At 38.8% G+C, this 14749-nt stretch carries 11 protein-coding genes; 6 read left to right on the forward strand and 5 right to left on the reverse strand.

Annotated elements, in window-relative coordinates; genetic code table 11:
* Positions 1 to 43 precede the first annotated feature (43 nt).
* The 3 genes from ESV85_RS14365 to ESV85_RS14375 form a co-directional block, all read right to left on the reverse strand.
* Complete coding sequence (locus ESV85_RS14365; protein WP_146918718.1) at positions 44 to 436, reverse strand: four helix bundle protein; 393 nt, start codon at positions 434 to 436, stop codon at positions 44 to 46.
* A 30-nt stretch (positions 437 to 466) separates the two neighbouring features.
* Positions 467 to 1912, reverse strand: coding sequence for a Fe-S cluster assembly protein SufB (sufB, locus tag ESV85_RS14370; protein WP_146918720.1), 1446 nt, complete (start codon positions 1910 to 1912; stop codon positions 467 to 469).
* 231 nt (positions 1913 to 2143) lie between these two features.
* On the reverse strand, positions 2144 to 2617 hold the full coding sequence (locus tag ESV85_RS14375; RefSeq protein WP_057935770.1) for an Lrp/AsnC ligand binding domain-containing protein: 474 nt from the start codon (positions 2615 to 2617) through the stop codon (positions 2144 to 2146).
* Positions 2618 to 2968: 351 nt separating this feature from the next.
* Here ESV85_RS14375 and ESV85_RS14380 point away from each other — a divergent pair, with 351 nt between their 5' ends.
* Both ESV85_RS14380 and ESV85_RS14385 read left to right on the forward strand, forming a co-directional pair.
* The gene (locus ESV85_RS14380; protein WP_146918722.1) at positions 2969 to 3520 is read left to right on the forward strand and encodes a hypothetical protein; all 552 of its coding nucleotides are present in this window, start codon (positions 2969 to 2971) and stop codon (positions 3518 to 3520) included.
* A gap of 158 nt (positions 3521 to 3678) precedes the next feature.
* Positions 3679 to 6507 carry a prolyl oligopeptidase family serine peptidase gene (locus tag ESV85_RS14385; protein WP_146918724.1) on the forward strand — a complete coding sequence of 943 codons (2829 nt, stop codon included), beginning with the start codon at positions 3679 to 3681 and terminating at the stop codon, positions 6505 to 6507.
* 72 nt (positions 6508 to 6579) lie between these two features.
* On the opposite strand, the gene ESV85_RS14390 is transcribed toward ESV85_RS14385, so the two are convergent.
* Positions 6580 to 7374: a thymidylate synthase gene (locus ESV85_RS14390; RefSeq protein WP_146918726.1), complete on the reverse strand. Its 795-nt coding sequence runs from the start codon at positions 7372 to 7374 to the stop codon at positions 6580 to 6582.
* Between the two features lie 135 nt (positions 7375 to 7509).
* On the opposite strand from ESV85_RS14390, the gene ESV85_RS14395 reads away from it, so the two are divergent.
* Positions 7510 to 9762, forward strand: a complete 2253-nt coding sequence (locus tag ESV85_RS14395; protein ID WP_146918728.1) for an efflux RND transporter permease subunit — start codon at positions 7510 to 7512, stop codon at positions 9760 to 9762.
* Between the two features lie 11 nt (positions 9763 to 9773).
* Here ESV85_RS14395 and ESV85_RS14400 read toward each other — a convergent pair whose 3' ends face one another.
* Positions 9774 to 10817 (reverse strand): endonuclease/exonuclease/phosphatase family protein, encoded by a 1044-nt coding sequence (locus ESV85_RS14400; protein ID WP_146918730.1) that lies wholly within the window; start codon positions 10815 to 10817, stop codon positions 9774 to 9776.
* Between the two features lie 244 nt (positions 10818 to 11061).
* Between ESV85_RS14400 and ESV85_RS14405 the strand changes: the two genes are divergently transcribed.
* The 3 genes from ESV85_RS14405 to ESV85_RS14415 all read left to right on the forward strand — a co-directional run bounded on the left by ESV85_RS14405 (position 11062) and on the right by ESV85_RS14415 (position 14660).
* Positions 11062 to 11637 (forward strand): DUF2911 domain-containing protein, encoded by a 576-nt coding sequence (locus ESV85_RS14405; RefSeq protein ID WP_146918732.1) that lies wholly within the window; start codon positions 11062 to 11064, stop codon positions 11635 to 11637.
* Between the two features lie 136 nt (positions 11638 to 11773).
* Positions 11774 to 14188 carry a penicillin acylase family protein gene (locus tag ESV85_RS14410; RefSeq protein ID WP_146918734.1) on the forward strand — a complete coding sequence of 805 codons (2415 nt, stop codon included), beginning with the start codon at positions 11774 to 11776 and terminating at the stop codon, positions 14186 to 14188.
* A 97-nt stretch (positions 14189 to 14285) separates the two neighbouring features.
* The gene (locus tag ESV85_RS14415) at positions 14286 to 14660 is read left to right on the forward strand and encodes a hypothetical protein (RefSeq protein ID WP_146918735.1); all 375 of its coding nucleotides are present in this window, start codon (positions 14286 to 14288) and stop codon (positions 14658 to 14660) included.
* Positions 14661 to 14749: the final 89 nt, after the last annotated feature.

The raw sequence follows: 14749 nt of genomic DNA on the forward strand, positions 1-14749 counted from the left end.
CTAAATTTGAAATTTGAAATTTGAAATTGAGGAAACCTGGTTTTTAGCTTTTAAACTTATTTCCCCTAATCTCACTTTCTTTTAAATACTTTATAAATCCAGAAATAGACTTGCTGATTTCTAGGCTTTTTTCAGAAGCTACACTGAGTGTTTCTTCTGAAATATAGTGTCGATCAAAAGCTCTGTATAACTGAGATCTTGACTCACCGGCTGATGCTTTGGCTATACTTAAGAATTGGATGAATTCTCTATTCCCTTCTCGCTCAAAGCCTTCAGCTATATTGTCCATAATAGAGCCTGAAGATGAGTTAATTTGATTTTTAAGACTGAAATCATTTTGGAAACCATTTATTTGAGTCAATGCAAAAACCATTTTGCAATATTCTCTCGCCTTTTGCCAGATGTCTAAATCTTCGAATCGGGTGATGGTTGCCATAATCTCAAATCAGAAATCTCTAATTTCAAATTAACCTACAGATCCCTCAAGTGTCAAAGCCAACAACTTCTGTGCTTCCACAGCAAATTCCATTGGCAATTGATTCAATACCTCTTTCGCATATCCATTTACAATCAAAGCCACCGCATCTTCTGTAGCGATACCTCTTTGGTTGCAATAGAAAAGCTGATCCTCACCGATTTTCGAAGTAGTAGCTTCATGCTCCACTTTTGCGGTTGAATTGTGGATATCGATATAAGGGAAGGTATGAGCTCCGCAGCGATCACCCATCAATAGGGAGTCACACTGAGAGAAGTTACGTGCATTAGTAGCGCGCTTCATCACTTGTACTTGACCTCTGTAAGAGTTCTGAGATTTTCCTGCAGAAATACCCTTGGATACGATTCTTGACTTGGTGTTTTTACCAATGTGAATCATTTTCGTTCCAGTATCTGCTTGCTGATAGTTATTAGTTACCGCTACTGAGTAGAATTCTCCGATGGAATTGTCTCCTTTTAGGATACAAGACGGATACTTCCAAGTAACTGCAGAACCTGTTTCTACCTGAGTCCAAGAGATCTTGGAGAAATCACCAGCACAAATACCACGCTTAGTTACGAAGTTGTAAATACCACCTACTCCTTCTTTGGATCCTGGGAACCAGTTCTGAACAGTTGAGTATTTTACCTCAGCATGCGCTCCAGCGTAGATTTCCACTACTGCTGCGTGCAATTGATTTTCATCACGTTGCGGTGCAGTACAGCCTTCCAAGTAAGACACGTATGACTCGTCCTCAGCTACAATCAGGGTTCTTTCGAACTGACCAGTGTTTGCTGCATTGATTCGGAAATAAGTAGAAAGCTCCATTGGGCAACGAACGCCTTTGGGGATATAGCAGAAAGATCCGTCGGAAAATACAGCAGCATTAAGTGCCGCATAGTAGTTATCCGTCATTGGAACCACAGAACCCAAATACTTCTTCACCAATTCAGGATGCTCTTTAACAGCTTCGCTAAATGAACAGAACACAATTCCAAGTTTGGAAAGTGTGCCTTTGAAGGTAGTGGCTACTGAAACTGAGTCCAATACCGCATCTACTGCGATTCCTTGAAGTCTCTTTTGCTCATTAAGATTAATACCCAAGCGCTTGTATATATCAAGCAATTCGGGATCGACCTCATCTAGGTTTTTAGGCTTGCTGGCAAGCTTTGGTGCTGAATAATATTTTAGAGACTGCAAGTCAATTTTCGGATAATGGACATTAGCCCATTTTGGCTCTGACATGGCTTGCCATGTTTTGAAAGCTTTAAGCCTCCAATCGAGAAGCCACTGAGGCTCTTCCTTCTTGGCAGATATCCAACGTATAGTTTCTTCAGTTAATCCTACTGGAGCTTCATCGGCTTCGTAGTTCACTGACCATCCGTGTTCGTATTCTTTTGACGTTAGTTCTTCTAAAATCTGATTGTCTTTGCTCATTTGTGTGAGTTATTTAGACTAATTACATTTTAACGGCGAAGGTACAACATATAATGAAAATATCATGTTTGAACCTATTGGATAATTCTATCGATCATATAAAACTTCAATACAAATCGCCCTTTTCATATACTCTATAAGGTCTTTACAAAAAAAAAGTATTGAAGGTTCAATACTTTTGATTTTTAATTTAACGATTAAATTTTTTATTTAGATTTAATCTTAATTGGATTATTTCTCCTTGTCGAAAAACTGAATTGGTCTGTTAATCGATTCTTCCAATACTATTAAGGTTTCTGTTCTGTCAATTCCTTCTACTTTTTGAATATTATCAAGCACAAATCTTAGGTGGTTTGTATCTCTACAGATGATTTTTGCGAAAATCGAATAATTACCTGTTGTGTAATAAGCACTGACTACTTCTGAAATTGTTTTAAGTTTTTCGATGACAGTATCGTAAAGTGAACTCTTCTCAAGATAAATCCCCAGGAATGCTGATATGTCATAGCCAAGTTTTGAGAAATCAATATTCAATGTAGCACTTTTGACTATGCCCATATCCTCCAATTTCTTCATTCGTACGTGCACTGTCCCTGATGAAACGAAGACTTTTTTCGCTATTTCTGTATAGGGAGTCTTAGCATCTTCATTGAGAAGGGAAATGATCTTCAAGTCTATGTTGTCGATATCTAAAATTTTATCCATTTTTCTTGGCTGATTTTGGATGATTGTTAATGAATCTGCGTGTAAATTAGAGATTCTTCAAAATATTGCAAAATTATTTTTTCAATTTGTAATTAAAAGCAAAATCAACTTACTTTGGACTCGATATAAATGTTCAGATGAATATTTTGTTCGTAGAGTAAAAAGTCAAATTAAAATCTGAGATCATTTGTATTTTCAGATTTTAGTTAATTTCAATTGAAACTTTTAATCTCTAAAGTTATATTTGGGTTTATATTCTGAAAAGGGTCTTGCTTCTGGCGAGACTTTTTTGTTTTCTTTCCAATATTTATAATACAGAATATTGTATTTGAAAATTTAAATATTGTATTTTTGTTTTTATTCAGCCCATATCATCAAATGCCTGCACCACGGATATTTACCTACATTAGTTTTATTCTTTTTCTCTTCACACCTCTTGTGGGTAAATCTTTGGTAGCCCAAGTTTCACATGGATATTCTTTTTCCGAAGAAAGTTTTGTTGAATACCATAATCTGAGAATTAGAAGTGTGGATAATACTTCAGCTTCATCAAAAAGCACAGTAGCATCTGAATTGAATTTTGCGCCTCTAACAACTATTGAAAATAATTTGGCCAAAAATCTTAATTCACATTGGGTTTGGTCTGAAAATACGCTCGATATACTTGATAGTTATTCACCATTTTTATTCAGAACAAAAAAATCTGCTAATGTGGAAGAAGTAAAAGTTCTGCTTCAAGTGAATTCGATGGGTAGATTAAGTGGTTTCGAAGTAATGAGCGATGTAGATAAGGGCCTGAAAGAGCGAATTGATTATGTGCTAAGGAAATTACCTGATTGTAAGCCTGTACCTGGTTATGAAAACTACGGTATAGAAACTTTCGAATTAATTATCAAAAAATAACAAGCCGGTTTAGCCGGCTTTTTTTTTAAGCGGTTAGGGCAGGGAACTATGGTGTTTTTATTTTTGAAGTGTTCCTTGCTACCAATTTCTACTATAAACTATTAGAAATGTTTTATTTTGGTTTGTAGGACAGGGTCTAACCTTTAATTCGCCACAAGATGAAAATTAAAAGATTTGGAGTTTTGCTGATTGTTCTGCTCCTCGGATCACAAACACTTTTTGCACAGCAAAAAAGGCCTCTTACTCACTCAGATTATGATGGCTGGGAAAGGTTGGCATCTGAAAAGATTACTAAAAATGGGAAGTGGGTTGGTTATCAGGTGGCGCCTCAAGATGGCGATGGGCGAATAGAGATTTTCTCATTCAAGGATCCCAACAAGCGCCAGATTATCTCTAGAGGATCCGCATTTGACTTTTCGGCTGATGATGCATTTGCAATTGGAAAGATTGTGCCTGAGAAAGATTCTGTCTATGTATTGAAATTGAAAAAAACCAAGAAGGATGATATGCCTGCAGATAGTCTTTTCATCTATAATATGGCAGAAGGAAAATTAGAGAAACTCCCAAGAGTAAAATCTTTTGCCACACCAGAGAAAGCAGGGAGTTGGATCGCTATTCATTTTGAAAAAGAGAAAGAGAAGAAAGCAAAGGGTGAGGGAAATGTAGAGGCAGATTCTACAGCGAAGGTGGCTAAGCCGAAGAAAACAGACGGGACTAATCTTTCTGTCAGAAAATTAGATGGCTCAGTAAGCTATGACTTTGAAAGAGTTAAGTCTTATGGCTTTTCTAAAAATGGTGAATTCCTTCATTATGTTCTGGCAGAGGAAGATACATTGGACAACGCAGCCATTTATCTGTTGAACCTAGGAAATGGAGAAAGCAAAATGATATCTGAAGGAATGACTTCTTATTCGGATGTCACATTTTCGCCAAAAGCTAAATACCTCGCTTATCTCTCTACTGATGATTCTACCAAATCCAAAAAACCTTATCATTCACTCTTTCTTGTTCAGACACTGAATGGAAATCTTAAGGAAATAGCTAACAAAGATTCTGACGGAATTCTCACAAATGGGAGAATCAGTGAGAATGGTAACCTTACTTTCTCTGAGAACGAAGAACGCTTGTTTTTTGGAGTAGCCCCGGAATATGTGGACTATACCTATGAAAATGATACTACGATATTGGATGATGAGAGAGTTAGTTTAGATATTTGGGGATGGCAGGATTCTGAGATTCAGCCTATGCAATTGAAAAATAAAGGCCGAGAAGAGAATTTTTCTTATTTGGCTACGATTGATCTGAAAACCGATAAAATCACTCAGCTCGCAGATCTTGACGTGAAAAATGTAAGTCTGGAGTCAAAAATAGAACGCGATTTTGGTATAGCTTGGACTGATGCGCCTTACCGAATAAACTACAGCTGGGATATACAGACTGGCCGAGATTTATATTTGGTAGACTTTAAGGATGGTGCCAGAACTCTGATTGAAAAAGATGCTTCAGGTGTCCCCTCTATCTCTCCAGAAGGGAAATATGTTTACTGGTACGATGGACGTGATAGTAGCTGGGTAACCTACGATGTAGCTCAAAAGGCTAAAATCAATCTTACCAATGGCCTTTCCGAAGTGTTTTATGAAGAATTACACGATTCTCCATCTCTTCCTGGGAGCTATGGAAGTGCAGGTTGGTTAGCAGGAGACGAAGCATTTTTAGTATATGACAGATTTGATATTTGGAAAATAGACCCAAAAAATCCTGCTGCAGCAGTTAATTTGACTCAAGGAGCAGGTAGAAAATCCTATATGATCTTTAGAAGACAGGATCTGGATAGAGAAGAAAGAAGCATTGATCCTAAAGGGCAATTGTTACTAACTGCTTTCAATGAAAAGACTAAAGAGGCCGGTTTTTTCACTGGCTCATTCGACGGAAAGTCTGCTCCGAAGCAGTTAATCATGTCAGCAAATCGTTATAACGGTCTCACCAAAGCAAAAGAAAGCTCCGAGGTATTTCTAACTAAGTCCACTTATACGGAGAATCCAGATATGTATTTGGGAGATCTTTCTTTCAAAAACCTCAAAAAAGTATCCAATCTAAATCCTCAGCAAGCCAATGTGAATTGGGGTTCAGTGGAATTGGTGGATTATTTAACAAATGATGGAGAGCCATTACAAGGCTTATTATTTAAACCAGAGAACTTTGATGCTTCCAAGAAATATCCGCTGATGGTGTATTTCTATGAGCGTAATAGTGATGGCTTACACAATTATAGACCACCAGCACCAAGCGCATCCACGATCAATATTCCATACTTTGTGAGTAATGATTATTTGGTTTTCGTCCCAGACATCAAGTATGAATTGGGACTTCCAGGACCTAGCGCTTACAACTGTATAATCCCAGGAGTGCAGGCTATTGTTGCCAAAGGATTTGTGGATTCAGATAATATGGCGATCCAAGGTCAAAGTTGGGGCGGCTACCAAGTCGCTTACTTGATCACTCAGACGAATATGTTCAAAGCTGCAGGAGCAGGTGCACCGGTAGTGAATATGACTTCAGCTTACGGAGGAATCCGATGGGGTACAGGCATGAGTCGTATGTTCCAATACGAACAAACTCAATCTAGAATAGGAGGTACGCTATGGGAAAAACCTCTTTATTATTTAGAAAACTCGCCCTTGTTCTTTATGGATCGTGTGAAAACTCCAGTATTGATTATGCACAACGACGAGGATGGTTCTGTGCCATGGTACCAGGGAATAGAAATGTTTATGGCTTTGAAGCGTTTGAATCAACCGGCATGGCTACTCCAATACAATGGCGAAGACCACAATCTGGTACAGCGAAAAAACCGAAAAGATCTTTCTGTCCGCCTCAGTCAGTTTTTTGATCATTATCTCAAAGGCGCGCCAGCTCCACTATGGATGTCAGAAGGACTTCCGGCAGTGCAGAAAGGGAAGACCCTTAAATATGAGCTAGAGAAATAGACTCAAAAAGCCCTGAATCAAAATCGATTCAGGGCTTTTTTGTGATATAAGTGAATGAAAAAAGATACTTATTTAAACGGCCACTGCTGCCTTAATATGTGGGTGCGGATCGTAATTAAGCAATTCGAAGTCCTCGTATTTGAATTCAAAAATATCCTTGATCTCAGGATTGATTTTCATTGTTGGCAATTCCTTAAGTTCTCTGCTCAGTTGCAACTCAGCTTGCTCCAAGTGATTGGAATACAAATGTGCATCGCCAAAGGTGTGAACGAAGTCACCTGCCTCTAATCCGCAAACTTGAGCCACCATCATGGTGAACAAAGCATAAGAAGCAATATTGAAAGGCACTCCAAGAAAAACATCTGCGCTACGCTGGTAGAGTTGGCAACTCAATTTGCCATCAGCTACATAGAATTGGAAGATTGTATGGCAGGGAGGCAAGGCCATATTGTCCACATCAGCCACATTCCAAGCGCTTACAATATGTCTGCGACTGTCTGGTTTGGTCTTTATTTGATGGATAAGATTTTTGATTTGATCGATTTCTCCCCCTTTGCCATCTGGCCAATGTCTCCATTGATAGCCATAAACTGGGCCCAAATCACCATTCTCGTCTGCCCATTCGTTCCAAATGGACACCTTATTATCGTTGAGGTATTTGATATTAGAATCTCCTTTGAGGAACCAAAGTAGCTCAATGATGATAGATCGAAGGTGAACCTTCTTGGTTGTTACTACAGGGAAACCTTTAGATAAATCAAACCGCATCTGATGACCGAATATACTCCGCGTTCCAGTTCCTGTTCTATCTCCTTTTACTGCTCCTTCATCTAGGATTTTGCGCATCAAATCGTGGTATTGCTTCATCTCGTCTGTTTGATTTTCAAGTTTCGGCAAGTTAAGCAGTTCAGAGAATAAATGGAATTGATTTAGAACAAAGCAGCTTCAATCTTATTATACTTGAAACGTGGAATAGGTATGAAGGCCATTTATAACTAACAGATGTTCCAAAAATCAGCAGCGTACGCTTTTCTAATATTTGCCGCTTTACTCAGTGTTTTGCTGATAATTTTTCGCCCAATTCCTCAGTTTAATTATGATTTTGAGACATTTTTCCCACAGAATGATCAGGACTTAGATTTCTATCAAAATTTCAAAAGTCAGTTTGAAAATGATAACGACTACTTGCTAGTGGCCCTAAGTAATGAGCCAAAAGAACTCTTGTCAACTGATTTCCTAACAAAAGCCAACAGCATACACACTGAAATCCAACGATTGGATAAAGTAGACACGGTCATTTCAATCCTGAATTTTGAGCAACCAATCATTGGGGTTTTCGGATTGAGGAATAGAAAAGTATTGGATTGGTCAGACGACAATTCTCTTCGTAAAACTTCATCTAATTTGGATCAATATAGCTCTCAGCTAATTTCCAAGGATGGGAATTCACTTTTGCTCTGGATCAAAAACGAGCAGAATATATCTAAGGTAGATGGAGACAGCTTGTATAGTGCTATAAAAAGTGTTTTCAGGCAGCATGATATTCAACCAATTGCAGTAGCAGGAAAAATCCAAACACAGGGTGATTTTATCAAGTTGATGCAGGATGAATTTGGGTTGTTTCTCGGATGCTCGATCGTGCTGATGTTGCTTTTGCTTATCCTGATTTTTCGAGCTTGGTGGGGTGTTATTATTCCGCTTTTAGTCCTGATTATTGGTGTCGCATGGGCTTTTGGCTTACTTGTCTTTTTGGGGAAACCACTAGACGTGATGTCAATCATGCAGCCTACTATTTTCATGATTGTAGGCTTAAGTGCTTTGATTCATTTTTTCACTCATTTAATAAAAAAACTTAAAGAAGGCGATGAGAAGGCTGTAGCAATTCGGGCTGTTTTCAAGGAGTTAGTTGTGCCTGTTTGGTTAACCGTGTTGACGACAGCACTAGGTTTCATTTCACTCTATTTTACTACCATCCCAGCACTGCAGGATTTCGGATGGACCACTGGGCTAGGAGTGTTGGTGATGTTTTTTGCTGTGATTTCACTTGCTCCAGGTTTATTATATCTAATTCCTATTAATATTTCCCAATCTCCTCACAAGGCTGAAAATCCCGGTGTATTATTAAAGATTTTTTCCTGGCAATTGAAGCATAGAAAATCTATCAGCCTGTCATTTCTTGGGATTACTTTGCTTTGCATCGCCTTAGGCTCAACGCTTAAGATCAATGGGTACCTTTTAGATAACCTGCCTCTTGATCATCCTATTCGACAGGATTTTGAGTATTTCGATGAGCAATTTGGAGGTTCAAATCCTTTGGAGATTTATATTTCAGTAGGTGAAAAAGCAAATTCTTTACTGGACTATCATGTGCTCGGAGAATTGGGTAAGGTGGAAACGAAGATCAATGAGTTGTTTGGCGAAGGACAGGCTATTTCTCCTTTGACTTTGGTGAAATCTATCAATCAAGCTCAAAACCAAGGTGATGTTAAAGCTTTCCAACTACCATCTCAGGGGCAGAGGCAGAGAATGAATAAATGGCTCGAAAAAGCAGTAGAGGAAAGTGATTCAAAGGTATTATCTGTTGATCAAAAATCAGGAAGGATCAGTGCGAGAACGCCAGATCTGGGCTCATTGAAAATGACAGAACTACGGGATGAATTGCTTGTATTCGTTCAAGAGAAGATAGACCCGGAATTGCTCCAAGTGCGATGGACTGGCACATCTTATTTAATAGATAAAGGACACAAATCTGTGACCTTACAGATGGCAAAAGGACTCGGTGTAGCTTTTCTTTTGGTAGGTGTCATCGTAGGTTTTTTATTTAGGTCTTGGCGGATTTCATTTCTTGTGCTCATACCGAATTTCATCCCACTCATATGGATGCTAGGGCTCATGTATGTTTTGGGTATTGAGTTTAAGTTGACTACGGCGATCTTATTTACAGTGGCATTTGGGATAGCAGTGGATGATAGTATCCACTTCATGAGTAGACTGAAGCACGAGCTTGTCTTAGGTAAAAACCTGATTTATGCATTGAAACGTACCTTTTTAGAAACAGGAAAGGCTATAGTTCTGACTTCAATAGTCTTGACAGCTGGATTTGGCTTGTTGATCTTTAGCCAGTTTGGTGTAACCCATTTTACGGGTTTGTTGATTTCCGCTTCTATGATTTTTGCGCTTATAGCAGATTTGATGCTCCTGCCACTAGTACTTTTACCCTTAAAAAAGATGTGGGAGAAAAAATTCAAGAAATGAAAAACGTATAGCTATTCCCCAAACCCTTCCCAGGTGAATGTCGCTGATACAGGGTAATGATCCGAATAATCAACCTCTCTGTGAGTTTTAAATTGAACAGCCTTGAGCTTTTGGCTGGAGAAAATATGATCGATTCTTAAGAAGAAAAGAATACGGTTGTATGTGAAACCAAAACCTCTTCCTGCATTCTCAAAAGCGTTTTGATAATTTTCACCCAATTTGAAATAGGTGTATGAGTAGGGGATTTCATTTAAGTCTCCCATTAGGATCAAGGGATGGGGACTATTATTCATGTGCTCCAATAGTACTTTAAGTTGCTTACTTCTAGCCAAGCTACCTCTTTGAAGCTTGCTTAATGTTTGCCTGTAATTTTCCTTGACCCCTTCTAAGTTTTCCAGCCCATCTGAGTTTATCCTCATTGATTCCAAGTGAGTGTTATAAATACGAATGGTGTCATTTTTCACTAGAATATCAGCGAAAATAGCACCGTTAGTCCCTTGGGCATCGAATACCTTTCCGTCATTGATGATGGGATATTTGGAGAAAATAGCCAAGCCATTTGATTTTTTGCTCGGATTACCATCGGTGATATGATAGGAGACTTTGTAGTTAGAATTCTTACCAAGAATCTTTACAGCATCCCGTGATGGGGTAGTATTATCCTGATAAAATTCTTGAAATACCTTCACATCTGCTGGTTGATTCTGAAGCCAAGAGAGGACATTTGAATCTGGGGTGACCTTACTTTTTGGGTTGTCGAAAAACATGTGAGCGTTGTAGGTAAGAACTTTTAAACCTTCAGCTTCTTCATTTTTAGGATGGATCTGAAATGTGGCAAGAAAAAATTTATAGCCGATAAGTAAAGCTAAAAGAGGTAGAAAGGATAGTTTTCTCCATGACAAAATCAATATCACCAGTAAGAATAGATTCAAAAGCAAAATTAGCGGAATGAAAAATGGCAATAATCCTACGTATTGAAAATACTCCGGTGAGATATATACGCTTGCAAACAATATAAGTGAAGCGGCAAAAATGAGCCATGTAATAATCTTCATGAATTGAAATTGATCAGGCAATATATTATGCAATAAATCATGATCCTATTGAGGAATGTGTGCGTATTACCTTCAAAGCAATCTTCGATCCAAGTGAAAATTGATAGGTATAAATCATTTAGCTATTTCGTAAAGGTAAAATTTTTGATGTTGAAGCAAATGATTGCTGTGTAAATGATGAAAGAGAGGCTTGAATTTTGCTCATTTACTAAATATTAGTTATTTCGATAGAAATTTACCCACTATGAAAACGTACCGAACTATTTTAGGGACAGCAATGATTGCTTTGGCTTTTGCTTCATGCAGTGAATCAAAGACCTCTGAATCCTCAGAGTCTGAAGTTGCAGCTGAAACCAAGGAAGCAGCTGAGGCAGTGGAATCCAGACCGAGCCCACTGATGGTGAAAGAAGGTCAAATTGCCGGTAAGGCATTTAAAGTACAGTATGGTTCTCCTGCTGTGAAGGGCAGGGAATTATGGGGTGATTTGGTACCATACAACGTAGTATGGAGAACAGGTGCTAATGAAGCATCCTATGTGGACCTATCCGAGGACATGACAGTGGAAGGCAAAAAACTTCCTGCTGGGAAATACTCTCTTTTCACTATCCCAAAGGAAACAGGTCCTTGGACTGTGATTTTCAATTCTGAATGGGATCTAGAACATGGCCATTTTCAATATGACGAGAAAAATGATGTATTGAGAGTTGAAGTAAACCCTGTTTGGGAAGAAAGTAATCAAGAAGGGCTAGTAATGGACATTAGTAATCCAGGATTAATTATACGTTGGGAAAAACTCAAGTTACCCATCTCGATTAATTAGTGCTTTATATTCATATGTAAGCCCTCAAAATCATTTTTTGAGGGCTTTTTTGTTGATAGCTATCAAAAGGATGGCCCAGTTTGATTAATAGTTCCCAGATTGGGCTAAATTCGTCACATTACCTGAAATCGAATCCATGAAGTATATAGGTTTTTTAGTCGTTTTGACTTTGACAGTTGCCTTGGCACTATCAGTTTCTAGACAGTTTGGAACAATCCCTCCTTTGGCCCCTTTACTCGATCCTTACCATGGATTTTGGCAAAATTCAATCTCTGAAGATGAATTGGCGGAGGATAAACTCGAGCTCAACAAGTTGAGTAGCGAAGTGAAAGTGGTTTATGATGAAAATCTAATTCCACACATTTTTGCAAATACTCAGGCTGACTTATACCGGGCACAGGGATACATCACGGCAAAGCATAGACTTTGGCAAATGGAATTTCAAACCATGGCAGCAGCAGGAAGAATATCTGAAATAGTAGGCCCGCTGGCTTTGGATCTGGATAGAATTACCCGTAGAAAAGGTTTGGCTTATGGTGCTGAGAAGGGAGTGACATTTATTCAAGAAAATGATCCTGAATCTTTCCTCTTATTAGAGGCTTATGCAGATGGAGTGAATCAGTACATAGATCAACTCAAGGATGCTCAGTTACCCGTTGAATATAAAATTCTTAATTATAGACCTGAGCACTGGACGGCTTTCAAATCCATTCTTTTACTGAAATACATGACCGACATGTTGGTAGGAGATCGTGATTTGGAGTATTCCAATCTGCGTAAAATCCTGGGAGATGTGATGCTGGATAAACTTTATCCAGAATATCCAACGGGAGTAGAACCTATCATTGAAGCAGGCCATAAATGGAATTTCAATCCACTAGCAGTAACACGCCCAGACAGCATTAATTATCCAGATGATCAATTAGTAATTGACCCTTTGCCACAGCCAGAGGAAGGAACAGGCTCAAATAACTGGGCAGTTTCGGGATCGAAAACTAAAAGTGGTAATCCGATTTTGGCAAATGATCCACATTTGAGTTTGAATCTGCCGTCACTCTGGTATTCCATGCAATTGACTACTCCTGAGTACTCTGTGAAAGGAGCAACGCTCCCGGGCGCTTTGGGAGTCATTTCCGGTTTCAATGAGAATATTGCTTGGGGAGTCACTAATGCTACCCGGGATACACGGGATTGGTACAAAATCACTTTTCAGGATGAATCGAGACAAGCTTACCGCTACGGTGAAAAGTGGCAACAGACTTCTTTTAGAATAGAGGAAATAAAAGTGAAAGGCGAAGAGGCATACCTTGATACTGTTGTCTATACGCATTATGGGCCAGTGGTCTATGATAAGACCTTCAATTCTAACCGTCAGGATGTGAATTTCGCTTTGAAATGGAATGTGCATGAAGGTTCAAATGAGCAGAAAACCTTTTTAATGCTTAATGCTGGCAAAAGCCACGATGACTACAATGCCGCTTTGGATAATTACACAGCACCGGCTCAGAATTTTGTTTTTGCTTCCAAAAGTGGAGATATCGCTATGAGAATTCAGGGTAAGTTTCCCTTGAAATGGAAAGGGCAAGGCAAATTCTTTATGGATGGAGCCGATCCAAGAATGGAATGGCAAGGATATATTCCGAATGAACAAAATGCCAGTACCTTAAATCCTTCTCGTGGATTTGTAAGTTCCGCCAATCAGCATCCTACAGACTCGACTTACCCTTATTACGTGTTTGACAACAGTTTTGAATTTTATAGAAATCGTAGGATTAATAGTCGGCTTAGCGAGATGAAAGACATCACAGTTGAAGATATACAGGCTTTACAGTTCGATGATTACTACTTACATGCGGCGGAAGCATTACCGATTATGCTCGAGCTGTTAGGAAGTGAGTTTGAAAATGATGACCAGGCAAAAAAGTATATCACTTTATTGAAAGAATGGGACTTTTATGCGGATCCTAATCAAAAGGGACCATCCTTATTTTATATCTGGTGGCGAAAAACCTATAGTCAAGTATGGAAGGAATTGTCTGACAATGTTGCTCCCATTGTTTTACCTAGCTATTATCAGACAGTCTTGTTTATGAAAAATGAGCCCAGTGGGCCTGTGTTTGATTTAAAAAATACAGCAGAAACGGAAACAGCCGCAGCCCATGTGAAACAGGGGTTTCTAGAAATGCTTACCGACATGAAAAAATGGGAGTTAGAGGAGGGCGATTTCTCATGGGCCAACTATAAGAAAACAACAATTAAGCACCTTGTTCCACAGTTTAAATCCTTTTCTGTGGAGAATGTCTACACAGGTGGAGGTTCAGGAATAATAAACGCTACAAGTGAAAGACATGGGGCAAGTTGGAGAATGGTCGTAGAATTAGGAGCAGATGTAAAGGCTTTTGGCATTTACCCTGGAGGGCAATCGGGCAATCCTGGAAGTAAGTATTACAGTAATTTCATTGCTAAATGGGCAAATGGAGAGTACCTGGATTTTAACCTGAGGACTGCCGATCAAACGGAAGGTGTATTGTTCCAAACTATTTTAAACTAAGAGTCATGAAATCGAGCATGTCGCAAACGACACACACTGGGATGATTATAAACCAAGCGAGATTCCATGTGACAATTAAAAGACAAATTATAGACACATGAAATTTATACTATTCACCTTTCTCACCGCTTTGCTCGTCATCGTGTTTAATCCATTTTTGCATTACTGGTCTGTGATGCTTTTGATCGCAATTTTTGCAGCACTGGTAGGGAATAAAGGGGCCGGAGCTTTTTTTGCTGGAGGGCTTGGTATGGGAATAGCTTGGCTAGGGCAAAGCCTCTACATCAGCACAGTTTCAGGCAGTAATTTACCTCAAAAAATGGGTGATTTAATGGGGTTTGGCTCCGATATTGTCCTGTTAGCCGTTACAGCTGGATTAGGTTTTTTTCTCGGGGCATTTAGTGCTTTAACGGGGAGTTTGTTTAGAAGATTATTGAAAAAAAAGCCTAATAATATCTACAAAGGGTATTGATAATAAAGAGAAAGTAGTTTACAGCTGTCATTCTTTATCAAAAACACGAGTTTTATTTTTCCTATCCAAAGCAATGAGTACCTTTGTTA

Source organism: Algoriphagus aquimarinus, assembly GCF_007997215.1.
Taxonomy (GTDB): domain Bacteria; phylum Bacteroidota; class Bacteroidia; order Cytophagales; family Cyclobacteriaceae; genus Algoriphagus; species Algoriphagus aquimarinus_A.